Consider the following 26,307-nt stretch of genomic DNA (forward strand, 5'->3'; position numbering starts at 1 on the left):
AGTATGGCGGCCCGCGAGACCACCAGCGCCGGCGAGCTCCTGGATCGGCTCGTCGCGGCGGTGCGGGCGTTCGAGGCCGGCGCCGAGCCCAGCGACGACCTGACCCTGCTGGCGGTGCGCCGCCGGGCGGCTACCTGAGGATGACTTCGACTCGCCGGTTGGCGGGTTCGCTGACGCCGTCGGCGGTGGGCACGCGCAGCTCGCGTTCACCCCGACCGGTGACCCGGGCGTTCTCCACGGGCAGGCCCTGTCGGACGAGCGCGGCCCGGATCTCGGTGGCCCGGTCGCGCGACAGTCCGTCGTTCAGCTCGGGTTCGCCGACCGTATCGGTATGGCCGGTGATCTGGACCTCTGAGTTGCGGTCAACGACCGCCTTGAGCGCCGTGAGGATCGGTTGCGACTCGTCGGTGAGGTCGGTCGAGCCTTCCTTGAAGTAGAGCATGTAAACGCGTGGCGCGGCCGGCATCCGGGCGAGCAGGTCGGCGTAACGGCCCGGCGCGATCGTCCGGGGCTCGACGGTTCGCCCGCCAAGAACGGCCTGGGTGTTGGGCTTGTCGAGCACGCCGCGCTCGGCCTCGGTCTTGCCGTCGAACACCGCGACCGCGCCGGTTACTCCGGGCGCGTCTTCGAACAGGCTGACCCGACCGCTGGCGCATCCCGCCAAAGCGAGCGCGGCTACCGACGCAATCCATGCGCCTCTCATGGCACTTCAACCACGAAGGTCGTGCCGCGCGCGGCCAGCAACGAGGTGGGTGTGCGCACCTTCATGCCATCGCGGTTCTCTTTGGCGATCTGTCCCGAGACAATGCCCAGGGCGCCGCGATCCACAGTGGTCAGCGAGCGGCCCTTGTGAGTGGTGTCGTTGAACTCGAACTGGGTCAGCGAGATCCGGGTGTTGGGCCCGATGGAAAAGCGGCTGTTGTCGGCGAAGGTTATGCCGATGCGGCCGTTGGCGCCGGTCTGCAGCACGTCAGACACCAGCAGCTGGTAGCCGAGCGTGGCCGGGGTCACGGATTTGCCGCGCATGACACTTGCGGTTCCAGCCACCGACTTGATGCGGCCGATCTCAGCCACGGCCGCGCTCGCCGTCGACAGCGCGCCGACCATGAGCAATCCTGCAAGCAGCGCCTTGCGCATCTCAACCTCCCCGAACGTGTCCACACTCATAGCCCAGCTTCCCGCCCCGACCCAGACCCTGAGACCGTTCGTCGCACGCCCCCGCGCCGACGCGGCCGCCGCGCGTCGCGCCATCGGGCTGGCGCGGGCCTTCGCGCGGGAGCACCGGGTCCATGCGGACCTCGCGGATCGGCTGGCCATCGTGCTCGAGGAGTGGACGGTGAATGTGGTCGAGCACGGCGATCCGCCGGTCGGCAGCCGGATTGTGCTGCGGCTTGAGCGGGCAGGCGGCGGGGCCCGGCTAACGGCGAGCGACGCGGGCGCGCCCTTTGACCCGCGAACGGCCCTTTTCGACGAACCGAACATCGAGCGCGGCGGCGGCGCCGGTCTGGCGCTGATCCGGGCCTGGACTCGCGTCGCGGCCTACCGCCGGAGCGGTGGACGCAATCACGTGGTCCTGGAGATTGGGGTTTAGGCCGTTCGGGCCGGACTTGGGCGCGGGCGAAATCCGGAGAAGGATGGTGGACGCGACAGGGATTGAACCTGTGACCCCCTCGATGTCAACGAGGTGCTCTCCCGCTGAGCTACGCGTCCTTGCCAAGTGGCACGCCATCGGGAAGGCGGGGATATACCGAGCGACCCCGGCCTTCGCAAGCGCGGCTGGGCGTCAGCGCTCAGGCGGCGATCATCCGCTCCACTTCGGTGACGATTTCGCGCAGGTGGATAGGCTTGGACAGCACCTTGGCGCCGGCCGGGGCCTTCTCGCCGGCGGTGAGGGCCACAGCGGCGAAGCCGGTGATGAACATGATCCGCAGGCCCGGGTGTTTCTGAGCGGCCTGACGCGCCACCTCGATGCCGTCGATGCCGGGCATGACGATGTCGGTCAGCAGCAGATCCCAGGGCTGGTCGAGATGAGCGACCGCTTCCTCGCCATCGGGACAGGCGGTGACGTCGTGACCGGCGCGTTCCAGCGCCCGCGCCAGGAAACCGCGGAGGGAATCGTCGTCTTCGGCAAGGAGGATGCGCGACATGGTCTCCACCAGATGGGGTGGAATGGTTCGAGAAGCGTAAAGGCGTTTGATGACGGGCGGGTTCCCGCCTCGCGCGCAAGCCTTTGACGCCGGCCCGCGGCGCGGGCTCTATGGGCCGATGCGCGCCCTGACACCGAGCCTGGACGAACCGACGGCTGCGCCGGCCGTCGCGAGCGCTTTCACGCTCCGCCGCGCCGGACCGGAGGGCGCGGCGCCCAGCCCGCTGATCTTCGCCTCGCCGCACTCCGGGAGGGTCTATCCCAACGACATGATGGATGCGGCCCGGCTCGACGCCCACGCGATTCGCCGATCCGAGGACGTGCTGGTGGACGAACTGATCGCCAGCGCCACCGCCCATGGCGCGGCGGTGATCTCGGCGGCCTATGCGCGGGCCTATATCGACCTCAACCGAGAACCCTTCGAGCTGGATCAGGGGATGTTCGCCGACGAGCTCCCGGCCTTCGCCCGGGCGCGGACGGCCCGAGTCGCGGCCGGTCTGGGCGCCATCGCCCGCGTGGTTTCCGAGGGCCAGGAGATCTATCGCCGTAAGCTCACCTTCGCCGAGGCCAAGGGACGCATCGAGGCCGCGCACCGGCCCTACCACGCCGCCCTGGAGAGCCTGGTCGAGGCGGCGCGCGCGGCGCATGGTTTCGCCATTCTTGTCGACTGGCACTCCATGCCCTCAGCCGCCGCGCGGTCCGGCGGCCGCGACTCGAGGTCCTGCGACATGGTGCTGGGCGACCGTTTCGGCGCCGCCTGCGCCGCCGTGCTGCCCACCCGGGCGGAGCGGGAGCTGGAGCGGCTGGGCTATCGGGTGGCGCGCAATGCGCCCTATGCCGGCGGCTACACCACCGAGCACTACGGCCGGCCGCAGCGGCGCGTTCACGCCCTGCAGATCGAGATCAACCGGGCGCTCTATCTGGATGAGACGACGCTGGAGCCCACAGACGGCTTCGAGCGCCTGCGCGCCGACCTCGACGGATTTACCGCCGCGCTGGCCGCGGCGGACTGGAGCGCGCTTCGGCCCGGCTGAAAAAAGAAACCGCGCCCCTGGCGGGGCGCGGCAGTCGTTTTGGGAGGAAACGCCCCCGCCAAACCAAGGGTGGGGACCAAGACGCCAGGGGCGTCTTGTCCGGACAAATTAGGATGCGATGCACAAAGCGCAAGCCGGATTCTCGCGGAAGATTGTGCACCGCACACAAAGATCGCCGCCGAGGGGTGGCGGTGGGGGCCGGCTTCCCCTAAAAGCGCGCGCCGCCCGCGAAAGTCCGAACCGTTCCCATGTCGCTCCGAAACATCGCCATCATCGCCCACGTCGACCATGGCAAGACCACGCTGGTCGACCAGCTTCTCGCCCAGTCCGGGGTGTTCCGCGCCAACGAGGCGACGGTGGAACGCGCGATGGACTCCAACGATCAGGAGCGCGAACGCGGCATCACCATCCTGGCCAAGTGCACCTCCGTGTTGTGGAACGGCCGGGCCGGCGAGACGCGCATCAACATCATCGACACGCCGGGGCATGCGGACTTCGGCGGCGAGGTGGAACGGATCCTGGGCATGGTGGACGGCTGCGTCCTGCTGGTCGACGCCGAGGAAGGCGTGATGCCACAAACCAAGTTCGTGCTCGGCAAGGCGCTGAAGATGGGCCTGCGCCCGATCCTCTGCCTCAACAAGGTCGACCGTCCGCACGCCGATCCCGACCGGGTGCTGAACGACGCCTTTGACCTGTTCGCGGCCATGGGCGCCACAGACGAGCAGCTCGACTTCCCGCACATCTACGCCTCGGGAAAGAACGGCTGGGCGACGCTGGATCTCGCGAAGCCCAATGACAACCTCAGCCCGCTGTTCGACCTGATCGTCGACCACGTGCCGCCGCCCAAGGCCGAGACGCGCAAGGACGAGCCGTTCCAGATCCTTTCGGTGCTGATCGAGAACGACCCGTTCCTGGGTCGCCTGCTGACCGGCCGTATCGAGAGCGGCAGGGCGGTTCCCGGCCTGGCGATTCACGCCCTGGGCATCGACGGCAAGGAAATCGAGCGGGGCCGCATCACCAAGGTGCTGGCCTTCCGCGGCCTGAAGCGCCAGCCGATCGAAGACGCCGAGGCCGGCGACATCGTCGCCATCGCTGGGCTCAGCAAGGCCACCGTCGCCGACACCCTGTGCGCGCTCGAGGTGACCGAGGCCCTGCCCGCACAGCCCATCGACCCCCCCACGATCTCGATGACCGTCAGCGTCAACGACAGCCCGCTCGCCGGTCGTGAAGGCGATAAGGTGCAGAGCCGGGTGATTCGCGACCGCCTGCTGAAGGAAGCCCAGTCCAACGTGGCGATCCGGGTCACCGAGTCGCCGGACAAGGACGCCTACGAGGTGGCCGGCCGGGGCGAACTGCAACTGGGCGTGCTGATCGAGAGCATGCGTCGTGAAGGGTTCGAGGTCTCCATCAGCCGACCACGCGTGGTGTTTCAGGAGGACCCTGAGACCGGGGAGCGCCTGGAGCCTGTCGAGGAGGTGATGATCGATGTGGACGAGGAGTTCACCGGCATCGTCATCGAGAAGCTTTCCGCCCGGAAGGCGGAGCTGAAGGACATGGCGCCCTCGGGGGCCGGCAAGACCCGCATCAGCCTGATGAGCCCGTCGCGCTCGCTGATCGGCTATCAGGGCGAGTTCCTGACAGACACGCGGGGATCAGGCGTGCTGAACCGCGTGTTCAGCCACTATGAACCCTACAAGGGTCCCATCGACGCGGGCCGCAAGGGCGTGCTGGTCTCCAACTCTGATGGCGAGACGGCGGCCTTCGCGCTTTGGAACCTGGAAGATCGCGGCTTCATGTTCGTCGGCGCCGGCGAGAAGACCTACCAGGGCATGATCATCGGCGAGAACAGCCGCTCGGACGACCTCGACGTCAATCCGATGAAGGCCAAGCAGCTGACCAACGTCCGCGCCTCCGGCAAGGACGAGGCCGTACGCCTGACGCCGCCGCGCCGCCCGACCCTCGAACAGGCCATCGCTTACATTGAAGAAGACGAGCTGGTCGAAGTGACGCCCAAATCGATCCGCCTGCGCAAGAAGGTGCTGAACCCCAGCTTCCGAAAGAAGCGGGCGCGCGAGGACTGAGGCGGGTCGCCGGCGGAACCGGCGCGGAACTCGGGATGGGTTCAGCGGAACGGGAAGGCCGCCGAATGACGTAGCGTCGGGCTGGTCCCGCGACCGGCGTCGCCCTAACTTCGGTGCATGAACGCGCCCTTCAAGACCGACATGCTGCCTCAATGGCGGCTGGATGATCTCTACACCGGCCGGGACGACCCCCGGATCGCCGCCGATCTCGACAAAGCCGAGGCGCTGAACCGCGAACTGGCCAAGCTTGAAGGCCGAATGGTCGCGACCCGCTCAAGACCGGCCGAGCTGGGCGGCATCCTGGATCGGGGTATCGACCTCTATGAACAGGCCACCAACGCCCTTTGGCGGGTGGGCGCGTTCGGCTCGCTATCGGCGTCGACGGCGCGCGATGACGCCGCTTGGTCGAAGTTCGAAGCCGACCAGCGCGCCCGCTCGGCCCAGATCGCCCAGCTCAGCCTGTTCTTCACCCTGGAGATCAACCAACTCGACGACGTCGAGCTTGAGGAGGCCATGCGGGCCCATGTGCCCGCCCAACGGTGGCGTCCCTGGCTCAGGCGCGTGCGCGCCGGCCGGCCGCATGAACTGTCGGCGGAGTTGGAACGCCTGCTGATCGACAAGGCGCCCGCTGTCGCCAACTGGTCGCGGCTGTCCGACGAGACCCTGGCCCGGCTCTCGGCGCGGGTCGAGGGCGAGACCCTGACGCTGCCGGAACTGCTGAACCGGATGTCCGATTCCGACCCGGCGCGGCGCAAAGCCGCGGCCGGCGCGCTGGCGCGGGCGCTGAAGGAACGCACGCCGACGCTGGCGCTGTCGCTCAACACGCTGGCCTTCGAAAAGCAGGTGGAGGATCGCTGGCGCAAGTACCCCAGCCCGGCCGCCTCACGCCACCTTGCCAATGAGGTCGACGCCGACGCAGTCGAGGCGCTGGAGGCGGCCGTGGTCGAGGGCTACGCCTCGGTCAGCCACCGCTACTATCGGCTCAAGGCCAAGATCATGGGCGTGACTCAGCTCGATCATTGGGACCGCAACGCCCCGCTCGATCAGACGCCGCCCCGCACCTATGGCTGGGACGAGGCGCGCGGCATCGTACTGGAGAGCTTCCAGGCGCTCGCGCCCCGCTTCGCCGACACTGCGCGGATCTTCTTCGACCGGCCGTGGATCGACGCCCGCCCGCGCGCCGGCAAACAGTCCGGCGCCTATTCACACCCGGTGACGGCCGACACGCACCCCTTCGTGTTCATGAACTACATGGGCGAGCGGCGGGATGTGCTGACCCTGGCGCATGAACTGGGCCATGCGGTGCATCAGACCTTCTGCCAGCCTCTGGGCACCCTGCTGGCAGACACGCCCCTCACGCTGGCCGAAACCGCGTCGATCTTCGGTGAAGGGTTGGTGTTCGAGAAATTGCTGGCGGAGGCCACGCCCGCCGAGCGCCGGGGACTGCTGGCCGGCAAGATCGAGGACGCGATCAACACCGTCTTCCGCCAGATCGCCTTCCACCGCTTCGAGACCCGGTTTCATGCCGCGCGCGCCGAGGGCGAACTGTCGACCGATCAGATCGGCGACCTGTGGATGGAGATCATGGCTGAGAGCCTTGGGCCCGCCATCCGGCTGGACAAGGGCTACAGATCCTACTGGGCCTATATCAGCCACTTCGTGCACGCGCCGTTCTACGTCTATGCCTACGCATTCGGGGACCTCCTGGTGCGCGGGCTGATGGAGAAGCGGCGGGAGGATCCGGCCGGTTTCGCGCCGCTCTACGAGACGCTCCTCTCGGGCGGCGGCACCCGCACCTATGTCGAGGCGCTGGCGGTGTTCGGGCTCAATCCGCGCGAAAAGGCGTTCTGGGCGGCGGGCGTGCGCCAGATCGAACGTCTGGTCGACGAGTTCGAGACCCTGGTCTGAGGAGGACCTTAGCATGGCGGACTATGACCTGATCATCGTCGGCGGCGGCATCGGCGGTTCGGCGCTGGCCGAGGTCATGACGCGGGCCGGCCGCAAGGTGCTGCTTCTGGAGCGCTCCGAGGTGTACGAGGATCGGGTGCGTGGCGAGTGGATCGCGCCATGGGGCGTCGCAGAGACCCGTCGGGTCGGCCTCTATGATCGACTGATCGCGGCTGGCGGGCACCACATCACGCGGCACATCACCTACGACGAAACACGCACGCCCGAGGCCTCCGAGACCCGCACCCTGCCGTTGGGCATTTTCCTGCCGGACGTCCCGGGGCCGCTGTGCCTGGGCCACCCCAAGCATTGCCAGCTGCTGTTCGACGCCGCACGGGACGCCGGCGCGGACGCGCGGCGCGGGATCGAGGTGATCTCGGTCAACCCGGGCGCGGCGCCCAGCGTGGTGTTCCGCGACGGCGAGGCGGAGGTCACAGCCACGGCGCGGCTGATCGTCGGCGCAGATGGTCGCACCTCGCAGGTGCGTGAGGCGGCGAGGATAACGCTGCACCAGGATACGCCGCACCATTGGTTCGCCGGGCTGCTGGTCGAGGCGGCCGAGGGCTGGGACCCGACTCTGCAGGCGATCGGCACCGAAGGCGACTTCGGCTTCCTGGCCTTCCCTCAGGGCGACGGAAGGGTAAGGGTCTATGGCGGCTATGCTTTGGACCAGGCGCAGCGGTTCCGAGGGCCGGACGCGGCCCGGCGGTTCCTCGACGCCTTTGCGATGGGCTGTAGTCCGGCCAATCGCCAGCTGGTGGAGGGTCGCCCGGCCGGTCCGCTCTACAGCTACATCAACGCCGACGCCTGGACCGACGACCCGACCTTCGAAGGCGGAGTGCTGATCGGCGACGCCGCCGGCTGGAACGACCCGATCATCGGTCTGGGACTGTCGATCACCTATCGCGACGTGCGGCTGGTCAGTGACATCCTGAAGGCTTCCGACGACTGGAGTCGAGCGGCCCTGGTTCCCTATGTCGAGGAGCGCGCCGAGCGAATGCGACGGTTACGCCATGCCGCCTCGATCACCTCGGCGTTGGACATGGAATTCGGCGAAGCCGCCGCCGAACGGCGGCGCAGCCACCACGAACGCGCCGCCGCCGATCCAAGCCTCGGCCTGCACGGCTTCGTGGTCATGGCCGGCCCTGAGATCGCGCCGCCGGAGTTCTTCACGCCGGAGGCCAAGGCTCGCATCCTGGGTGGCGTGCACGCATGACTGGGGCCGAAATCGAAGCCTTCAACGCCGACTGGCTGGCGGCCTGGACCGCCAAGGACGTGCCCCGACTGACCGCCTTCTACGCCGAGGACTGCATCTACAAGGATCCGCAGACGGCGGGCGGGCTCACCGGCCGCGTGGCGCTCTCCGCCTATCTCACCGGCCTGTTCGGCGCGACGCCGCCGATGACATACACGCCGGAAGAGACCTGGAAGATCGCGAACGGCTTCTGCGGCCGCTGGTATTGCGACATCGCGGGCGGCGGACGGATGCGCGGCTTCGACCTGGTGATCCTGAAGGGTCGCGAGATCGCGCTGAATGAAGTCTACGTGCACCAGCTTCCCGAATGACCGACGCTATCGATATCCGCCCGCCCGGCGATGTGGACGCCGCCTGGCTCACGGCCCTCCTGGCGGCCAACGGGATCGACGCCCGGCTGGCGGGCTTCCAGGCCAAGGCGATCGGCACCGGCCAGATCGGCGACAGCGTCCGGTTCCGACTTGACTACGCCGCAGCGGCGCCAGGCGCGCCGGCCTCGCTTGTGGGAAAGTTCCCGTCGGCCGATCCCGACAGCTTCCGCACCGGCGTGATGCTCGGCAACTATGCGAGGGAAGTGCACTTCTACCGCCAATTGGCCGGCGCCGCCCGCATCGCCACGCCCCGCTGCTACGCCGCCGAACTGCGCGAGGAGACGGGCGAGTTCGTGCTGATGATGGAGGATTTGGCGCCAGCCGAGCCCGGCGACCAGCTTCGCGGCGTGACGCTGGACCAGGCGCGCGCGGTGATCGACGAGGCCGCCAAACTGCACGCCTCGCACTGGGAAAATCCGGCCGTCGAGGATCTGCCCTGGGTCTCAGGAACGCGGGCCGCTCCGGCCAGCCAGGCCACTGGCGATCTGGTCGGCATGCTCTGGCAGGGTTTCCGCGCGCGCTACGCAGAGCGGCTGGAGCCCGCCTGGATCGAGGTTGGCGAGCGGCTGATCGCACGTTTCGACCGCTTCGCCGCGATCTGGACCGGACCACGCTGCTTGACCCACAACGACTATCGGCCGGACAACATGATGTTCGCGACACCGGCCGGCGGGCGGGCCGTGACGGTGCTCGACTGGCAGTCGCTCAGCCTGGGCTCGGGCGCGGTTGACGTGGCCTACTTCCTGGCCGGCGCCTTGCCGCCGGAGGTGCGCCGCGCGCATGAAGTCGAGCTTTTGGATCGCTATCTGGCGGCCCTCGAAGCCGGCGGCGTGCGCGGCTATGGCCGGGAAACCTTGGCCCGCGACTATGCGCCGGGTGCGTTCCTGCTGTTCCTCACCGCCTTCTTCGCCTCGATGGTCGTGAAACAGACCCCGCGCGGCGACGACATGTTCATGCAGATGGTGGGCTCGGCCGTAACCCACATCACCGACCACGATGGACTGGCGCGCCTGGACTGACGGCTATCCCAACCAGCCCAGAATCTCGGCGTTGATCTCGCGCGGATAGGTGTGGCTGAGGTCGGCGATCTCGCGATGGACCACATGGGCGCCCGCCGCAGAGAGCGCCTGCGCCGCTTCCCGCGCCATCGACGCGGGGAACATCCAGTCGAGCGCACCGTGGGTGATGTGGATTGGCAGGCCGCGCAACCGGTCCGGGTCCGCGAACTGGGCCAGCATCGGGTGAAAGGCCGCCGAGATCGGCGCGAGATGCGTGAAGGGCGAGCCGCCCTCCAGCCCGCTGACATAGGCGAAGGTGCCGCCATCGCTCATGCCGGTGAGCAGCAGGCGATCCGGATCGACCGGCCAACGCTCACGGATGAAGGCTGCGATGCGGGCCAGGTTTGGCGTGTCCGGGTCCTCGCCCTGGATCGCCCAGGTGCGGCCGACCGCGGTCGGGGCGGCCAGGATCGCGCCCGCGCCGCGCGCCTCGGCCAGCCAGCTCCACAGGAACGACCGGCCATGCCCGCCGCCGCCGTGCAGCGCCACGATCAGAGGGCGGGGGCGGCCATCGTCAATGTCCTCGGGCACATAGAGCGAGACCGCGCCCCGCGCGCCGGGCTCGCCGCCGCCATGGATCACCCCACGCTCCGGGTGATTGTGGCCCGCCGCCAGCCGCGCCATCAAAGCCGCGTCGTCGCGTTTCCCAGCCGGTAGGAAGTACCGGCTCACCGCCGGCAGGCCGCCTGCCAGGGGATAGAGCATCTCCTGCGCTAACGGCAGGGCGCGGAGGGCGCGATAGGCTGCGCCCGGCCCCTCGGGATCGGCAGCCGACTCAGTGAGCCGGGCGAACCCCTGGACCGCCTGATCGCAAGCCCCGCCCAGGGCCGCGCGCACATCGGCAAGCTCCGGCGGCCAGGCGTCAAGCCGTCCGCGTTCGGCGCGCAGCGCCTCTGTTGGATCGCCGACGGCCGCCATCAGGTCCGCGAACGTCGGCGGATGGAACTGGCGCGCCACAAAGGCCAGGTGGTCGAGCGCGCCCAGCAAGGGCGGCAGGATCGCCATCACGTCCTCGGCGACCTGGTTTTGATCTCCGCTCACCAGAGGCTCGCCGCCGCGCGTGCGGGCCAGGCTTCGTCATAGGGTTTGCCGCCGACCTCGCCGTTGGTCATGACGGCCAGGATTTCGCCCGGCGTCGGCAGGGTCGCCGGGTCCACGTGGCGGTCAGGATTCCAGAGTTCGGATCGCACAATGGCCCTGGCGCACTGAAAATAGGCGCGCTCGACCGTAACCACGATGGCGGTGCGCGGCGGCTGTCCGCCGACCGCGAAGCTTTCCAGGAGCGCCGGCTCGGCCGAGATCACGGCGCGGCCATTGACCCGAAACGTCGTCCCCGAACCCGGGATCAGGAACAGCAGCGCCACTCTCGGATCGCGCACGATATTGCGCAGGCTGTCGATGCGATTGTTGCCGCGCCGATCCGGCAGGATCAGCGTCTTCGGGTCGGCGATGCGCACGAATCCCGCGCCATCGCCCCTTGGGCTGCAATCCAGACCCTCGGGCCCGCTGGTGGCCAGCGCCACGAAAGGCGAAGCCGCGATGAGACGGGCGTAAGGCTCGGTGATGTGGTCGGCTTCCTTGACCACCGAGGCGGGGGCCAGCGGCGTGTCGTAGATCGCCTCCAGCCGGGCGGTGTCGGTGATGAGCATGTGGCATCATGCGCAAGGTCCAACGGATCGTCAAAAGGCGTGGCGGCAGTGCTATCGTCGAGCGTTGGGGAGTCGCGACGGTCCCTGCAAGTTGGAACGGAAGATCATGCGGACAATCCTGACGGCGATGGCGGCGGCGATGCTGATGGGCGCGGCGGCGGAAGCCGCGCCATCGACCTACGCCGATGAGGTCCGGATCCGGCGTGACGAGTGGGGCGTCCCGCACATCCGGGCGAAGTCCGATGCCGCCGCCGCCTACGGCCTGGCCTGGGCGCAGGCGGAGGATGACTTCGCCACCATTCAGGAAGCCGTCTTCCAGTCGCGCGGTCGACTGGCCGAGCTCAAGGGGCCAGCGGGCATCGAGAACGACTACCTGGTCCATCTTCAAGACGTCTGGGGCACGGTGCGGCGGCGCTACGCCCGCGACCTGGCGCCGGCGACCCGCAAGGTGATGGAGGCCTATGCGGCCAGCCTCAACGCCTATGCCGCCAAGCATCCGGACAAGGTGCTGCCCGGCCTCCTGCCGATCACGGGCCAGGATCTGGCGGCGGCGACCACCTTCCGGGGCCCGAGCTTCTATGGCCTGGACGACGTGTTCCGCCGGACCCTGCGCCCGCAGGCGCAGAAGCTGGCCCTGGCCGAGCCGAAACTGGAGACCGGCTCCAACGGCGTGGCGGTGGCGCCCTCCCGCTCAGCCGATGGCGCCACGCGCCTTCTGGTCAACTCCCACCAGCCCTTCACCGGGCCGCTGGCGTGGTACGAGGCGGTCATCCAGACCGATGAGGGCTGGCATGTGGCGGGCGGCTTCTTTCCGGGCGGGCCATTCATGCTGCACGGCCACAACGCGCACCTGGGCTGGGCCTCGACGGTCAACAATCCGGATCTGGCCGATGTGTTCCAGCTGACGGTCAATCCGGCGAACCGCGAGGAATACCGGCTGGACGGCGCCTGGAAGCGGTTCGAGTCCCATTGGGTCGAGATCAAGGTCAAGCGCGCCGACGGCGGCTTTGACGTGATGCGCAAGGAGATCGCCCGATCCGCGCACGGGCCCGTCGTACGGAACGACCGCGGGGTGTTCGCCATCCGTTATGCGGGCATGGGAGAGATCCGCCAGAATGAGCAGTACTTCGCCATGAACAAGGCGCGGAACCTGTCCGAGTGGAAGGCGGCCATGGCCATGGGCGTGCTGCCGTCGATCAACTACGTCTACGGCGACGCCAAGGGGAACGTCGGCTACGTCCACAACGGACGCTACCCGGTGCGCAAGGAGGGCGTCGACTGGTCGGGCGTCGTCCCCGGCGATCGGTCGGACCTGATCTGGAACGCCCAGCTGCCGTTCGCGAAGATTCCCCAGGTCTGGAATCCGAAGTCTGGATGGGTGTTCAACGCCAACAACACCCCGTTCCAGGCGACCAGCGAGGCCGACGATCTCAAGCCCGGGGCCTTCTCCAAGACCCTCGGCCTGCAGACCAACATGACCAACCGGGCCTGGCGGGCGCTCGAGACCTATGGCGCCGACACCTCGATCACCGCCGAGGAATTCGAGGCCTACAAGTACGACCTCACCTTCAGCTCACGGTCAGACCTCGCGAAGGCCCTGACCCTGCTGGGCGCCTTCAACGCGAAGGACGATCCCGATCTGGCCGCGGCCCAGGCGCTGCTCAAGGACTGGGACCGACGGACCCATCGCGACAGCCGCGCTGCGCCGTTGGCCGTTCTCACCGTGCTGAAGCTTCTGCAGACTCCGGCGCGACCGCCCGTGGCCGTACTCAAGGAAACCATGGCCGAGTTGCGGACCCACTTCGGGCGGATCGATCCCACCTGGGGCGAGGTCAACCGGATCCGGCGGGGCAAGGTCGATCTGCCCGTCGACGGCGGCCCGGACATCTTTCGCGCCATCTATGGCCGACCCGATCCGGATGGTCGGCTTCGCGGCCTCGCGGGCGACACCTTCATCATGTTCGTGACCTGGGACCGGGCGGGAGCGATGAGCTCGACCAGCATCCACCAGTTCGGTTCGGCCACCCTGGATGAAGCCTCGCCCCACTTTGCGGACCAGACGCCGCTGTTCGCCGCCATGAAGACCAAGCCGGTCCGCTTTACGGAAGAACAGCTGAAGGGCCACATCGTCCGCGACTATCGACCTGGGGAGTAGATGGAGCAGCGCGACACCTTCGACGCGGTGGCTGGCCTCTACGGCGAGGCGCGGCCGGGCTATCCGGCGGCCGTTTACGACGATCTCTGGGCGCTCGCGGACCTCGAGCCCGACGCAGCCGTGCTGGAAGTTGGCTGCGGGGCGGGTCAGGCGACCGGCGACCTCGCGGCGCGCGCGGGGCGCGTGCTGGCGATCGATCCGGGCCCCAACCTGATCGCGGAGGCGCGGGCGCGCGTGGCGTCGGACAAGGTGGCGTACGAAGTCGGCCGCTTCGAGGCGTTTGTCCCTGAAGCGGGCGCATACGATCTCGTGGCATCGGCGCAGGCCTGGCATTGGGTGGACCCGGCCGCGGCCTTCGCGAAGGCGGCCATGGCGCTCCGACCTCGCGGATCACTGGCGGTGTTCGGCCATGTGCAGGAAGCGCCCGTCGGGCCGGCCGCGAGCCCATATAGATCGGTCTTCGAGCGCTTTCTTCCGGGCGTTTGGGGGACGCCCTCGGGCGCCGCCGCCTACTACAAGCCGGACGGCCTCCTTTCGCCGCAGTTTGCCGCCAGCGAAGTCTTCGATCCGATGGTGCACCGCGCTTACGCCTGGACCTGGCGCGTCGACCCGCAGACCCTCGGCCGCTATCTGCGCACGGACTCCAGCTACCACGTGCTCCCGGAAGCCCCGCGCTTCGCCCTGTTCGATGCGCTGAGCGAGGTCGTGGCGGAGAACGGAGGCGTGTTGGAATGGCCCTGGGAGACGCATCTGTACCTCGCCCGCCGTCGCTGAGTTCGCGCCCCGGCCGAGTGCAAACGCTTGCCATTCTTCAAACGCTTGTTAGACCCCGCGCGCATGGCCAGTGAAACGACCCCTGAGGCGCGCGGCGCCAAGGAAACCTACGACGACCGCCCCTTCCATTCCGAGGACCTGCCGCCCGAAGTGCGCGCGCCGCTCGCGCCCTATGGCGGAGCGGAGCCGGCCGCGCCCGCCTGGTTCCAGTGGGCGATCGCCCAGGAACCTGAGCGGGAGTTCGTCACCTCGCACGGGACCCGCATCGAGGCGCTGAGCTGGGGCGAGCGGGGCAAGCCCGGCTTGCTGCTGGTCCACGGCAACAGCGCGCACGCCGACTGGTGGAGCCCGCTCGGCCCCTATCTGGGCAAGGACTTCCGCGTCACCGCCATGTCGCTGGCCGGCATGGGCGCGTCGGACTGGCGCGACAGTTACAGGTTCTCAGACTTCGCCGACGACGCCGAGGCGGTCAGCCGCGCCTGTGGACTCTACGATGGCGGGCGCAAGCCGATCTACATCGGTCACTCGTTCGGCGGGGGGCAGGTGTTCTTTACGGCGGTTCAGAGACCGGAGCTGATGCATGCCGCCGTTCTGGTCGACACCGGATTCGGCGGCCCGCCGCCCGAGGTTCTGGCCGAGCGGAAAAAGCGCGCCGAGCTGATCGCCAATATCCCGACCGCCGACAAGCCGACCCGAGTCTATCCCACCCTGGCCAAGGCGCTGGAGCGTTTCCGGCTGATGCCGCCGCAGCCGGCCGACAATCACTACATCCTCGACTTCATCGCCCGGCGCTCTCTGAAGCGGGTCCCGATGCCTGACGGCTCCGGCGAGGGCTTCGCCTGGAAGTTCGACCCGCAGATGTGGGAGAAGCTCGACCGCTCCGGAATGGACATGTCCAACCCGCGCCACGCTCCCAAGCCGGGCGTGCCCATGGTGCACCTCTATGGCGAAAAGAGCCGGATCATCGACCGCCGGGCGGCCGGCGAACCGAGTTTCTTGGAGGGTACGGTCACTGAGATCGAGATCCCCGACAGCCATCACCACGTGATGATCGACCAGCCTTTGGCGTTGGTCGCGGCGCTGCGCACGCTTTTGGCCACATGGCCGGGTTGAGCGGTCCCGGCGCTTCGTGTAACCCCGCCCTATCTGACCCACGAAAAGAGTGACCTTCCCATGGCCGGAGACTCGTCGGACTACCAGCGCGGCGCGATGGACATTTCCGAACAGACCGCCACCTACAACCTGATCATGGGGCTGACGAAGTGGGGCTCGCTGGCGATTTGCGTCGGGCTGCTGTTCTTCACGCTCCTGTTCTGCACCACCACCGGCTTCCTGGGTTCGGCGGCCTGGTCCGTCGTCCTGCTGGTGCTGGGCGTGATCTTCCTGCGCGAAAAACCGGACGCCGCGCACTGACGCGCGCGCGGCGGCCCTGCGGGGCGACGCAAACCGACTTTGGCGTTGAGGAGAGGCTGACCCATCCATGGCGCTGATCGCCGTCACCAAGGAGCGCCGGGCCGGTGAGACCCGAGTCGCGGCCACGCCCGAGACCGTCAAGAAGCTGATCGCCGCCGGGTTCTCGGTGACGGTGGAGACCGGCGCCGGCGCGGGCGCGTCCATCGCCGACGCCGACTTCGAAGCCGCGGGCGCGAGCCTGGCCAAGACCGCCAAGGCCGCGCTGAAGGACGCCGACATCCTGTTCAAGGTTCGCGCGCCGGAGGCCGACGAGATCGCCGCGCTCAAGCCTGGCGCGATCGTCGCCGCCATGCTGAACGCCTATGTGGAGCGTCCGGCGCTGGAGGCGCTGGCCAAGGCCAGGGCCACCGCTTTCGCCATGGAGTTCGTGCCGCGCATCACCCGTGCGCAGGTGATGGACGTGCTGTCCTCCCAGGCCAACCTCGCCGGCTATCGCGCGGTGATCGAAGGCGCGGCCGCCTATGGCCGGGCCATGCCGATGATGATGACCGCCGCCGGCACCGTCGCGCCGGCCAAGGTCTTCGTGATGGGCGTCGGCGTGGCGGGCCTCCAAGCCATCGCCACCGCGCGCCGCCTGGGCGCCGTGGTCACCGCTACCGACGTCCGCCCCGCCACCAAGGAACAGGTGGAGAGCCTCGGCGCCAAGTTCATCGCCGTCGAAGACGAGGAATTCGCCAACGCCCAGACCGAGGGCGGCTACGCCAAGGAAATGAGCGCCGAGTACCAGGCCAAGCAGGCCGCGCTGGTCTCCGGACACATCGCCAAGCAGGACATCGTCATCACCACCGCGCTTATCCCCGGCCGGCCGGCGCCCCGGCTGATCTCGGCCGCCCAGGTCGCTTCCATGAAGGCCGGCTCCGTGATCGTCGATCTGGCGGTCGAGCAGGGCGGCAACACCGAAGGCGCCAAGGCCGGCGAGACCGTGACCACGGCCAACGGCGTGATGATCCTGGGCCAGACCAACCTGCCCGGCCGGATCGCGGCCGACGCCTCGGCGCTTTACGCCCGCAACCTGATGGCCTTCGCCGAACTGTTCCGCACCAAGGAGGGCGCGTTCGCGCCCGATCTGGAGGACGAGATCCTCAAGGCCAGCCTCGTCACCCATGACGGGGCGATCGTTCACCCGCAGCTGAAGGCATAGGCCGATGGACGTCGATCCCACGATCTTCAGGCTCGCGATCTTCGTGCTGGCGATCTTCGTCGGCTATTATGTTGTCTGGAGCGTCACCCCGGCCCTGCACACGCCCCTGATGGCGGTGACCAACGCCATCTCCTCGGTGATCATCGTTGGCGCCCTGGTGGCGGCGGCCGCCAAGGGCGATCAGGGCCTGACCCAGAACATTCTAATCTCCAAGGGCGCCGGCGCGGTCGCGGCGGGGCTGGCGGCGGTCAATATCTTCGGCGGCTTCCTGGTCACCCAGCGGATGCTGGCCATGTACAAGAAGAAGGACAAGCCCAAGTGAGCCGGGGCGAGGATCGCAACGCCGAGCTCTCGCGCGCCGCGATTCTTGCGGCGGCCGGCGCAGCGCTGATCGGGCTGCAACAGCAGGCGATGGTCGGCGCTCCAGCTCTGGCGACGACAGTGGTGCTGATCGCCGGCGGCCTTGCGGTCGCGGTGGGCCTCGGCCTTGCGGTGCGGGCGCTGATGGGACGAGGCAAGGATAACAACACGCCATGAACGCCAACCTCGCCGCCGTCCTTTATCTGATCTCGGGCGTGCTGTTCATTCTGGCGCTGCGGGGCCTTTCGTCGCCGACGACCAGCCAGGCGGGCAACCGCAACGGCATGATCGGCATGGCCATCGCGGTGGGCACCACCCTGTGGCTGCTGGGCCCCAATCTCGATCCGCTGACCATCGGCCTGATGCTGGGCGGCGTGCTGATCGGCGGCGGCATCGGGGCGGTAATCGCCCGACGCGTGGCCATGACCTCAATGCCCCAGCTGGTGGCGGCGTTCCACAGCCTCGTCGGCATGGCCGCCTGTCTGGTGGCGGTGGCGGCGATCTATACGCCCGACGCCTACGGCATCGGCGTCGCCGGCGCGATCCACACGGTCTCGCTCATCGAGCTGTCGCTGGGCCTGGCCATCGGCGCGGTCACCTTCTCTGGATCGGTGATCGCCTACGCCAAGTTGAACGGCAACATGTCGGGCGCGCCCATCCTGCTTCCGGCGCGGCACCTGCTGAACATCGTGATCGGTCTGGCGATCCTGAGCCTGGTCGGCGTCCTGGTCGCCAGCGGCGGCTCGGCGCTGTGGGCCTTCTGGGCGATCTTCGCGCTTAGCCTGCTGATCGGGGTGACGCTGATCATCCCCATCGGCGGGGCCGACATGCCGGTCGTGGTGTCGATGCTGAACAGTTATTCCGGCTGGGCGGCGGCGGCGCTGGGTTTCACGCTGGAGAACATCACCCTGATCATCACCGGGGCGCTGGTCGGCTCCTCCGGCGCGATCCTCAGTTACATCATGTGCAAGGGGATGAACCGCAGTTTCATCTCGGTGATCCTTGGCGGGTTCGGCGCAGACGACAGCGCCGCCGCGGGCGGCAAGATCGAGACGCGACCCGTAAAGCAGGGCTCGGCCGACGACGCCGCCTTCATCATGAAAAACGCCAGCAAGGTGATCATCGTGCCCGGCTACGGCATGGCGGTGGCCCAGGCCCAGCACGCGCTGCGTGAGATGGCGGACAAGCTCAAGGAAGAGGGCGTGGAGGTGAAGTACGCCATCCACCCGGTCGCCGGCCGGATGCCCGGGCATATGAACGTGCTCCTGGCCGAGGCCAACGTGCCTTATGACGAGGTGTTCGAGCTGGAGGACATCAACTCCGAGTTCGCCACCGCCGACGTGGCCTTCGTCATCGGCGCCAACGACGTCACCAACCCGGCCGCCAAGACCGACCCCACCAGCGCCATCTACGGCATGCCCATCCTGGATGTGGAAAAGGCCCGAACCGTCTTGTTCGTGAAACGCGGCATGGCGGCAGGCTATGCCGGCGTCGAGAACGAGCTGTTCTTCCGCGACAACACCATGATGCTGTTCGCCGACGCCAAGAAGATGGTCGAAGGGATCGTGAAGGGGCTGTAGGCGAGGTTGCCCCCGGGGCGCGATTGCGCCCGCCCGCTGCGCCTTCTAGTGGATGGCCAACAAGTCCAGACGAGGTGCGAGCGTGTCCGACACAGACGTGTTTCCGGTTCCAGACGCGTGGGCCAAGCAGGCGTTGATGACGGCGAAGGGCTATGCCGCCGCGACGGCCCGGGAGGCCGCGGAGCCGGACGCCTATTGGGCCGATATCGGCAAGCGCCTCGATTGGATCACGCCCTTCACCCAGGTGAAGGACGTCTCCTTCGACAAGTCCGACTTCCGGGTGCGCTGGTATGCCGACGGGGTGCTTAACGTCTCGGCCAACTGCCTCGACCGGCACTTGGAGACGCGCGGCGACCAGGTGGCGCTGATCTGGGAGAGCGACGACGGAAAGACCTCGGATGCGCTCACCTACCGCCAGCTCCACGCCGAGGTCTGCCGCTGGGCCAATGTGCTGAAGGCCCAGGGCGTCAAGAAGGGCGACCGGGTCACGATCTACCTGCCGATGATCCCGGCGGCGGCGGCCTCGATGCTCGCCTGCTCGCGGATCGGCGCGATCCACTCGGTGGTGTTCGGCGGCTTCTCGCCCGACAGCCTCGCCGGACGCATCCAGGACTGCGACTCAAAGGTGGTGATCACCGCCGACGAGGGCCTTCGCGGCGGGCGGATCGTGCCGCTCAAGCTCAATGTCGACGCGGCGCTGGAAAGCTGCCCGGGCGTCGAACGGGTGATCGTGGTCAAGCGCACCGGCGGCGATGTGCCGATGGCGCCCGGGCGCGACGCCTATTTCTCCGACCTCAAGCAGGACGTCTCAACGGACTGCGCCGCCGAGCCGATGGGCGCAGAGGACCCGCTGTTCATCCTCTACACCTCCGGATCGACAGGAAAGCCCAAGGGGGTGCTGCACACCACCGGCGGCTATCTCGCCTGGGCCTCTTGGACCCACGAGGTGGTGTTCGACTATCGGCCCGGCGCGGTCTTCTGGTGCACCGCGGATGTGGGTTGGGTCACTGGCCACAGCTATGTGGTCTACGGCCCCCTGGCCAATGGCGCGACCAGCCTCATGTTCGAGGGCGTGCCCAACTACCCGGACAATTCCCGCTTCTGGGAGGTCTGTCACAAGCACAAGGTGGAGATCTTCTACACCGCGCCGACCGCGCTTCGGGCCCTGATGCGCGAGGGCGATGAGCCGGTGAAGAAGTGGCCCCGGGACACCATCAAGCTCCTGGGCACCGTCGGCGAGCCGATCAACCCCGAGGCCTGGCTCTGGTACCACCGCGTGGTCGGCGAGGGCCGCTGCCCGATCGTCGACACCTGGTGGCAGACCGAGACCGGCGCCTGCCTGATGACCCCGCTCCCGGGCGCACACGCGCTCAAGCCGGGTTCCTGCGCCCAGCCGCTGCCGGGCGTGAAGCCGCAACTGGTCGATGCTGAGGGCAAGGTCCTGGAGGGTGCGATCAGCGGCAACCTCTGCCTGACCGACAGCTGGCCGGGCCAGATGCGCACGGTCTATGGCGACCACCAGCGGTTCATCGACACCTATTTCTCGACCTATCCCGGCAAGTACTTCACCGGCGATGGCGCCCGCCGCGACGCCGACGGCTACTACTGGATCACCGGCCGGGTCGACGACGTGATCAATGTCTCGGGCCACCGCCTGGGAACGGCCGAAATCGAGAGCGCGCTGGTCAGCCACCCGGCCGTCGCCGAGGCAGCCGTCGTCGGCTATCCGCACGACATCAAGGGCCAGGGCATCTACTGCTATGTGACGCTGAAGGTCGGCGTCGACGCCACCGAGGCCCTGACCGCAGACCTGCGCGGCCATGTCCGGCGCGAAATCGGCCCCTTCGCCGCGCCCGACGTGATCCAGTTCGCGCCCGGGCTGCCCAAGACCCGCTCGGGCAAGATCATGCGCCGTATTCTGCGCAAGATCGCCGAGGACGACCTGGGCAACCTCGGCGACACCTCCACCCTCGCCGACCCGGCGGTGGTCGATGATCTGGTCGCGAACCGCGCCGGTCGCGGGGACGACGAAGCCTTCGTGGCCGGCAAACGTCTCTCCTGCGCCGAGCTGGAGGCCAAGCTCGGCGAGCACAACGCCGTCGCCGAGGCGGCCGTGGTGGCGGTCCCCGGCGGCCCGGAGGGCGATGCGCTCTGGGCCTTCGTCACCCAGGACCCGGAGATCCTGCCCTCGGACGTTCTGGGCGCCGACATCAAGGGTTATCTCCGCCGCGAGGTAGGACCGCACGCCGTGCCGGTCGCCGTGCTGTTCGGGCCGTTGCCGAAGACCGCCTCCGGCGAGGTGGTTCGTCCCGTGCTGCGCCGCATCGCCGAGACCGGGGACCCCGGCGACGTCTCGGGCCTCGCTGACGCGGGGATCGCAGCCCACTTTGTCCGGGCGCGGACCGAGGCGCTGGCCTGAGCCCGGCCCTGCCACCCGCGCTGGCCCAGGCGCTGGATCAACGACTGGAGGGCCGCGCCCGTACGGACCTGGGCCAACGCGCCCGGGCGGTGAGCGACACCTATCGCGGCGGCGGGGGTTCTGCGGCCGCCATCACCCAAGAGGCCGATGCTCTGGCCTATGCGGTCGCCCGCATGCCCGCCACCTACGCCGCGACGGCGGCGGTGTTTGCAGAGGTCCAGGCGCGCTCACCGGATTTCAAGCCAGCGTCCCTGCTGGACGCCGGCTGTGGCCCAGGCGGCGGGGGCTGGGCGGCGTTGGCGGCTTGGCCAAGTCTCGCGAAGGTCTCGGCGGTGGACGAAAGCGCCACGTTTCTCGATCTCGCCGCATCCCTCTGGGCCTCGGGGCCAAAGGCGCTCGCCGCCGCGACCCGCCACCGTGGCGACCTGCGCCGCGCAGACCTGCCGCGCGCCGATCTTGTGCTGGCCAGCTACGCCCTGGCCGAGATCCCGCCGGCCGATCTCGCCGCGGTCGCCGCACGACTGTGGGAGGCCTGTGACGGCCTGCTGGCCCTGGTTGAGCCCGGCACACCCGCCGGCTTCCAGCGACTCGCAAAGGTTCGGACAAGCCTGATCGCCGCCGGCGGCCGTATCCTGGCCCCCTGTCCCCACGAGGGCGCCTGCCCGCTGGCGGAGGACCCGACGCCGGGCTTCCCGGGCTGGTGCCACTTCAGCATCCGCCTCCCCCGCCGCCGCGACCATCGCCTCGCCAAGGCCGCCGACGCCCCCTTTGAAGACGAACCTTTCGCCTACCTGCTGGCCGCGAGACCCGGTCTGGTCGGGGCGGCGGCTCAGGCCCGCGTGCTTGCCCGCCCGCAGGTCGCCAAGCCGGGCGTCACGCTCCGCCTCTGCACGCCAGCTGGCCTTGAGCTCCACACCGTCCCCCGCCGAGACAAGGCGGGTTACGCCGTGGCCCGGAGGTTGGGTTGGGGCGACAACCTCGACAGACCCCGATTGCCAGCGTCCAGCCGAGATCGTTAGGTGGCGAACGGCTCAGCAGGGATGAAACCGATGATGGACGGGATGATCTCTTTCGGCGCGAAACTGGCGCAGCACGCGGCCGAGCGGGGCGATCAACCGGCGGTGAGCTGCGGGCCAGAGACTCTGACCTATAGCGAGCTGCATCGCCTCTCGAACCGCATCGCCCGAGGCCTGGCGGCCAAGGGCGTCAAGGCTGGAGATCTGGTCACGGTGGGGCTGCCGAACTCGGTGGGGTTCGTGGCGGCCTGCTACGGAATCTGGAAACTGGGCGCGACGCCGCAACCGGTGTCATTCCGCCTGCCGCAGGGAGAATTGCAGGCGATTGTCGAGCTGGCCCAGGCCCCGCTGGTGGTGGCGGAGTTCACCCATCAGGTGGACCGTCCGGTGATGTCGGTGGCGGATCTACTCGGCCTCGCCACTGACGACAGCGACATGCCGGACAGGGTTCCCCCGATCTCCAAGGCGCCGACCAGCGGCGGCTCGACCGGACGGCCAAAACTGATCCTGGCCGGCCAGCCGGGGCTGACGCTCAAAGACTACCCGGAGGTGCCCTTCTACCGAATTCAGCCCGGCGAGACGATGCTGCTGCCCGCGCCGCTCTACCACAACGCTCCCTTCAGCCTGACCATGAGCGGAACTCAGGTGGGCGCGCATGTGGTGCTGACGCCCCGCTTTGACGCCGAGGGGACCCTGGCCGAGATCCAGGCGCGGAAGGTCACATGGCTCTATCTGGTGCCGACCATGATGACGCGCATCTGGCGGCTGCCCGAGGCGGTGCGGGCGGGGTGCGACATCTCCTCAGTGAAGGTTCTCTGGCACATGGCCGCGCCCTGTCCGGCCTGGCTCAAGGAGGCCTTCATCCACTGGATCGCACCGGGTGAAGTGATGGAGCTCTACGCCGGCACCGAAGCCCAGGCGGTGACCTTCATCAGCGGCTCGGAGTGGCTGACCCACCGCGGATCGGTCGGCCGGGTCGGGATCGGCCAGATGAAGGTCTGCGGCGAGGACGGGGCCGAACTGCCGCCCGGCGAGATCGGGGAGATTTACATGCGCCGGCCACTGGGCGTTCCGGAGACCTACAAGTACCTGGGCGCCCAGCCCAAGCGGCTGGCCGACGGCTGGGAGAGCCTGGGCGACCTCGGTTCCTTCGACGCTGAGGGCTACCTCTACCTGGCCGACCGACGGACCGACATGATCCTGGTCGGCGGCTCCAACGTCTATCCCGCCGAAATCGAAGCGGCGCTGGAGGAGCATCCGGCGGTGCAGTCCTGCGCGGTGATCGGCCTGCCGGACGAGGATCTGGGCGCGAGCATCCACGCGATCATCAAGGCTCATAGCCCGGTGACTGTCGATGAGCTGAAGTCACATCTGGCCGAGCGGCTGGTGACCTACAAGCGCCCGCGCAGCTTCGAATTCGTCGACGAGCCCGTCCGCGACGACGCCGGCAAGGTGCGCCGTTCGGCGCTGCGCGAAGCCCGGCTGGCGAAGACCTAGACCCTGGCCATCACCAACGAGCCGTTGGTGCCGCCGAAGCCGAAGCTGTTGCTCATCACGGTCTCAAGCTGGCGGTCGGCGCGCTGGCGCAGGATGGGCATGTCGGCGAACACCGGGTCGAGCGTTTCGATGTGCGCGCTCTCGCAGGCGAAGCCGTTGTTCAGCATCAGCAGCGAATAGATCGCCTCCTGCGCGCCGGCCGCGCCCAGGCTGTGGCCGGAGATCGACTTGGTCGACGAGATCAGCGGCGGCTTGTCACCGAAGACGGCGCGCACGGCCTCCATCTCCTTCACGTCGCCCACCGGCGTGCCGGTGCCGTGCGGATTGAGATAGTCGATGGTCCGACCGTCCGGATTGGCCAGCCGCATGCAGCGGGCCGCGCCTTCGCCCGAGGGGGCGACCATGTCGAATCCATCGGAATTTGCGGCATAGCCGACGATCTCGCCGTACATCTTGGCCCCCCGGGCCTTGGCGCGTTCGTACTCTTCCAGCACCAGAATGCCGGCGCCCCCGGCGATGACGAATCCGTCGCGGTTCTCGTCATAGGCCCGCGACGCCGAGGCCGGGGTGTCGTTGTACTTGGCGCTCATGGCGCCCATGGCGTCGAACAGCACCGAGAGGGTCCAGTCCAGCTCCTCCGTGCCGCCGGCGAACACCACATCCTGCTTGCCCATCAGGATCTGCTCATAGCCGATGCCGATGCAGTGGGCGGAGGTGGCGCAGGCCGAGCTGACGGAAAAGTTGAGCCCCCGGATCTTGAACCAGGTCGACAGCGTCGCAGAGGGGCCCGAGCTCATCGCCTTGGGCACCGCAAAGGGACCGACGCGCTTGGGGCCGCGCTCGCGTGCGATCTGGGCCGACTCGATGATCGCCCGGGTTGAAGGGCCGCCGGAGCCGACGATCAGGCCGGTCTTCTCATGGCTGACCTCGGCCTCCTCCAGGCCGCAGTCGGCGATCGCCTGCTCCATGGCGATGTGGCTGAAGCCGGTGCCCTGGGCCAGGAACCGGGCGGCGCGGCGATCGACCATCGATTCCCAGTCAAGCTTGGGCGGCGCGTGCACCTGGCAGCGGAAGCCGAGCTCGGCGTATTCCGGCGCGGCGACGATCCCTGACTTCGCTTCCCGCAACGAGGCCAGCACCTCGTTGGTGTTGTTGCCGATGGATGAGACGATGCCCATCCCGGTGACGACGACGCGGCGCATCGGTGGGTCTCCTCTCCAGATCTTGGTGTTGTCAGGCCGCGCCGTCGGGCTGGAACAGTCCGACTCTCAGGTCCTTGGCCTCGTAGATGGGCTTGCCGTCGGCCAGCAGGACGCCATCGCCGATGCCCATCACCAGGCGGCGCAGGATCACCCGCTTCATCTCGATCTTGTAGGTGACCAGCTTCACGTCGGGCGTGACTTCACCGAAGAACCTCACTTCGCCGGAGCCCAGCGCCCGGCCGCGACCGGGCGCGCCGGACCAGCCCAGAAAGAAGCCCACAAGCTGCCACATGGCGTCGAGACCGAGGCAGCCCGGCATGACGGGGTCGTTGTTGAAGTGGCAGGCGAAGAACCAGAGGCTCGGATTGATATCGAGCTCAGCCTCCATGTACCCCTTGCCCGCCGGGCCGCCGGTCGCGTTGATCTCAGTGATCCGGTCGAACATCAGCATCGGCGGGGTCGGCAGCTGAGCGTTGCCCGGGCCGAACATCTTGCCGTTCCCGCAGGCCAGAAGCTCATCGTAGCTGTACTGGGACTGGGGAGAGAAGTCGGTCATGCGGACGCGCCTTGTTCTTGCGGAAAGTCGCCGGACCTAGCACGCCCGCGCGGCGCGCCTCAACGACATTGCGGCGCCTCGGCGGTGCCCCAGATCGCGCCTTCGCGCATCCAGCCGGCAGCCCCGGGGGCCTTGATGCGGCACCAGCCCTTCTCGCAGCGGTCGAGATCGGCCATGGCGCGGGGCGCCAGATAGGCGACGGTCGCGGAGCCGGCCTGGGGCCTGCGATACAGCGGGGTCCGCTTCGCCTCGAGATTCAGAACCGCGCGACGGCCATCGGTCACCCGCTTGTGCACCCAGGCCTTGCCCCCCTCAGGATCGCAGACCCGACGCCAGTCAGCGGTCTCGGCCACCACCTGAACCGGCAGGCCGCGGGTGCGATAGACCCAGAGCAGCCGGTGGTCGTCGCCGGGGCCCGCGCGGGCGTTCACCTCGGAGAACTTCAGCGTCACATAGCGCGGCACAGGATAGCCGGAGGGCGTCGGCCGGTCGGACGCCAGCGCCGGCGCGGCCAATGCCGTCAACACCAGCACCTGTCCGAGTCTCGAGATCAAGCTCCGCCTCGCCTTGGCCGCACCCGGTCCCCCTGCTAA

The 26,307-nt window shown here is 68.5% G+C and carries 26 protein-coding genes, 1 tRNA gene and 1 pseudogene; 19 read left to right on the forward strand and 9 right to left on the reverse strand.

Annotated elements, in window-relative coordinates:
* Positions 1-130: 130 nt before the first annotated feature.
* Both ACIQ3R_RS02155 and ACIQ3R_RS02160 read right to left on the reverse strand, forming a co-directional pair.
* Positions 131-703: an OmpA family protein gene (locus ACIQ3R_RS02155; protein ID WP_397414567.1), complete on the reverse strand. Its 573-nt coding sequence runs from the start codon at positions 701-703 to the stop codon at positions 131-133.
* Positions 700-1,137 (reverse strand): FecR domain-containing protein, encoded by a 438-nt coding sequence (locus ACIQ3R_RS02160; protein WP_397414569.1) that lies wholly within the window; start codon positions 1,135-1,137, stop codon positions 700-702. The genes ACIQ3R_RS02155 and ACIQ3R_RS02160 overlap by 4 nt, the downstream gene beginning before the upstream one ends.
* Before the next feature lie 16 nt (positions 1,138-1,153).
* Between ACIQ3R_RS02160 and ACIQ3R_RS02165 the strand changes: the two genes are divergently transcribed.
* A complete protein-coding gene (locus ACIQ3R_RS02165) occupies positions 1,154-1,591 on the forward strand; it encodes an ATP-binding protein (protein WP_397414571.1) in 438 nt (145 codons plus the stop codon).
* A 44-nt stretch (positions 1,592-1,635) separates the two neighbouring features.
* Here the strand turns inward: ACIQ3R_RS02165 and ACIQ3R_RS02170 are convergent.
* Both ACIQ3R_RS02170 and cpdR read right to left on the reverse strand, forming a co-directional pair.
* Positions 1,636-1,710 (reverse strand) — tRNA-Val (locus ACIQ3R_RS02170).
* Between the two features lie 80 nt (positions 1,711-1,790).
* On the reverse strand, positions 1,791-2,147 hold the full coding sequence (gene cpdR / locus ACIQ3R_RS02175; RefSeq protein ID WP_397414573.1) for a cell cycle two-component system response regulator CpdR: 357 nt from the start codon (positions 2,145-2,147) through the stop codon (positions 1,791-1,793).
* Between the two features lie 118 nt (positions 2,148-2,265).
* Between cpdR and ACIQ3R_RS02180 the strand changes: the two genes are divergently transcribed.
* From ACIQ3R_RS02180 to ACIQ3R_RS02205, 6 genes are all read left to right on the forward strand, one after another.
* Complete coding sequence (locus ACIQ3R_RS02180; protein WP_397414633.1) at positions 2,266-3,180, forward strand: N-formylglutamate amidohydrolase; 915 nt, start codon at positions 2,266-2,268, stop codon at positions 3,178-3,180.
* A gap of 248 nt (positions 3,181-3,428) precedes the next feature.
* On the forward strand, positions 3,429-5,261 hold the full coding sequence (typA, locus tag ACIQ3R_RS02185) for a translational GTPase TypA (protein ID WP_397414575.1): 1,833 nt from the start codon (positions 3,429-3,431) through the stop codon (positions 5,259-5,261).
* 117 nt (positions 5,262-5,378) lie between these two features.
* Positions 5,379-7,169, forward strand: a complete 1,791-nt coding sequence (locus ACIQ3R_RS02190; protein WP_397414577.1) for a M3 family oligoendopeptidase — start codon at positions 5,379-5,381, stop codon at positions 7,167-7,169.
* Between the two features lie 13 nt (positions 7,170-7,182).
* Positions 7,183-8,424: an NAD(P)/FAD-dependent oxidoreductase gene (locus tag ACIQ3R_RS02195; RefSeq protein ID WP_397414579.1), complete on the forward strand. Its 1,242-nt coding sequence runs from the start codon at positions 7,183-7,185 to the stop codon at positions 8,422-8,424.
* Positions 8,421-8,774, forward strand: a complete 354-nt coding sequence (locus tag ACIQ3R_RS02200; protein ID WP_397414581.1) for a YybH family protein — start codon at positions 8,421-8,423, stop codon at positions 8,772-8,774. Before ACIQ3R_RS02195 ends, ACIQ3R_RS02200 begins: the two co-directional genes overlap by 4 nt.
* A complete protein-coding gene (locus ACIQ3R_RS02205) occupies positions 8,771-9,853 on the forward strand; it encodes a phosphotransferase family protein (protein ID WP_397414583.1) in 1,083 nt (360 codons plus the stop codon). The genes ACIQ3R_RS02200 and ACIQ3R_RS02205 overlap by 4 nt, the downstream gene beginning before the upstream one ends.
* 3 nt (positions 9,854-9,856) lie before the next feature.
* Here the strand turns inward: ACIQ3R_RS02205 and ACIQ3R_RS02210 are convergent, their stop codons facing one another.
* Both ACIQ3R_RS02210 and ACIQ3R_RS02215 read right to left on the reverse strand, forming a co-directional pair.
* Positions 9,857-10,933 (reverse strand): alpha/beta hydrolase, encoded by a 1,077-nt coding sequence (locus ACIQ3R_RS02210; RefSeq protein WP_397414585.1) that lies wholly within the window; start codon positions 10,931-10,933, stop codon positions 9,857-9,859.
* Positions 10,930-11,541 (reverse strand): pyridoxamine 5'-phosphate oxidase family protein, encoded by a 612-nt coding sequence (locus ACIQ3R_RS02215; protein ID WP_397414587.1) that lies wholly within the window; start codon positions 11,539-11,541, stop codon positions 10,930-10,932. The genes ACIQ3R_RS02210 and ACIQ3R_RS02215 overlap by 4 nt, the downstream gene beginning before the upstream one ends.
* Positions 11,542-11,647: 106 nt before the next feature.
* Here ACIQ3R_RS02215 and ACIQ3R_RS02220 point away from each other — a divergent pair, with 106 nt between their 5' ends.
* The 12 genes and pseudogenes from ACIQ3R_RS02220 (at position 11,648) to ACIQ3R_RS02275 (ending at position 23,956) form a co-directional block, all read left to right on the forward strand.
* Entirely contained in the window at positions 11,648-13,696 is a 2,049-nt protein-coding gene (locus ACIQ3R_RS02220; RefSeq protein WP_397414590.1) for an acylase, read from the forward strand.
* Positions 13,697-14,470: a class I SAM-dependent methyltransferase gene (locus ACIQ3R_RS02225; protein ID WP_397414592.1), complete on the forward strand. Its 774-nt coding sequence runs from the start codon at positions 13,697-13,699 to the stop codon at positions 14,468-14,470.
* Positions 14,471-14,533: 63 nt separating this feature from the next.
* Positions 14,534-15,583, forward strand: a complete 1,050-nt coding sequence (locus tag ACIQ3R_RS02230) for an alpha/beta fold hydrolase (RefSeq protein ID WP_397414594.1) — start codon at positions 14,534-14,536, stop codon at positions 15,581-15,583.
* A 60-nt stretch (positions 15,584-15,643) separates the two neighbouring features.
* Complete coding sequence (locus ACIQ3R_RS02235; RefSeq protein WP_397414596.1) at positions 15,644-15,883, forward strand: aa3-type cytochrome c oxidase subunit IV; 240 nt, start codon at positions 15,644-15,646, stop codon at positions 15,881-15,883.
* Positions 15,884-15,950: 67 nt separating this feature from the next.
* Entirely contained in the window at positions 15,951-17,084 is a 1,134-nt protein-coding gene (locus tag ACIQ3R_RS02240) for a Re/Si-specific NAD(P)(+) transhydrogenase subunit alpha (protein WP_397414598.1), read from the forward strand.
* A gap of 4 nt (positions 17,085-17,088) precedes the next feature.
* Positions 17,089-17,406 (forward strand): NAD(P) transhydrogenase subunit alpha, encoded by a 318-nt coding sequence (locus ACIQ3R_RS02245; protein WP_397414600.1) that lies wholly within the window; start codon positions 17,089-17,091, stop codon positions 17,404-17,406.
* Positions 17,403-17,621 (forward strand): hypothetical protein, encoded by a 219-nt coding sequence (locus ACIQ3R_RS02250; RefSeq protein WP_397414602.1) that lies wholly within the window; start codon positions 17,403-17,405, stop codon positions 17,619-17,621. The genes ACIQ3R_RS02245 and ACIQ3R_RS02250 overlap by 4 nt, the downstream gene beginning before the upstream one ends.
* Complete coding sequence (locus ACIQ3R_RS02255; protein ID WP_397414604.1) at positions 17,618-19,024, forward strand: NAD(P)(+) transhydrogenase (Re/Si-specific) subunit beta; 1,407 nt, start codon at positions 17,618-17,620, stop codon at positions 19,022-19,024. Before ACIQ3R_RS02250 ends, ACIQ3R_RS02255 begins: the two co-directional genes overlap by 4 nt.
* A gap of 52 nt (positions 19,025-19,076) precedes the next feature.
* Positions 19,077-21,041, forward strand: a pseudogene (acs, locus tag ACIQ3R_RS02260) (acetate--CoA ligase); the annotation flags it as partial.
* A 21-nt stretch (positions 21,042-21,062) separates the two neighbouring features.
* On the forward strand, positions 21,063-21,443 hold the full coding sequence (locus ACIQ3R_RS02265; RefSeq protein WP_397414636.1) for a hypothetical protein: 381 nt from the start codon (positions 21,063-21,065) through the stop codon (positions 21,441-21,443).
* 89 nt (positions 21,444-21,532) lie between these two features.
* A complete protein-coding gene (locus ACIQ3R_RS02270) occupies positions 21,533-22,462 on the forward strand; it encodes a small ribosomal subunit Rsm22 family protein (protein ID WP_397414606.1) in 930 nt (309 codons plus the stop codon).
* A gap of 30 nt (positions 22,463-22,492) precedes the next feature.
* Complete coding sequence (locus ACIQ3R_RS02275; protein ID WP_397414608.1) at positions 22,493-23,956, forward strand: AMP-binding protein; 1,464 nt, start codon at positions 22,493-22,495, stop codon at positions 23,954-23,956.
* Here the strand turns inward: ACIQ3R_RS02275 and fabB are convergent.
* Genes fabB through ACIQ3R_RS02290 form a run of 3 tightly spaced genes read right to left on the reverse strand, consistent with a single transcriptional unit; the run spans position 23,953 to position 26,268 of the window.
* Positions 23,953-25,158: a beta-ketoacyl-ACP synthase I gene (fabB, locus tag ACIQ3R_RS02280; RefSeq protein WP_397414610.1), complete on the reverse strand. Its 1,206-nt coding sequence runs from the start codon at positions 25,156-25,158 to the stop codon at positions 23,953-23,955. The genes ACIQ3R_RS02275 and fabB overlap by 4 nt on opposite strands.
* 31 nt (positions 25,159-25,189) lie before the next feature.
* Complete coding sequence (gene fabA / locus ACIQ3R_RS02285) at positions 25,190-25,714, reverse strand: 3-hydroxyacyl-[acyl-carrier-protein] dehydratase FabA (RefSeq protein WP_397414612.1); 525 nt, start codon at positions 25,712-25,714, stop codon at positions 25,190-25,192.
* Between the two features lie 59 nt (positions 25,715-25,773).
* Entirely contained in the window at positions 25,774-26,268 is a 495-nt protein-coding gene (locus ACIQ3R_RS02290) for an SH3 domain-containing protein (protein ID WP_397414614.1), read from the reverse strand.
* Positions 26,269-26,307: the final 39 nt, after the last annotated feature.

Origin of the sequence: Phenylobacterium sp., from assembly GCF_044371015.1 — a bacterium.
Lineage (GTDB): Bacteria > Pseudomonadota > Alphaproteobacteria > Caulobacterales > Caulobacteraceae > Phenylobacterium.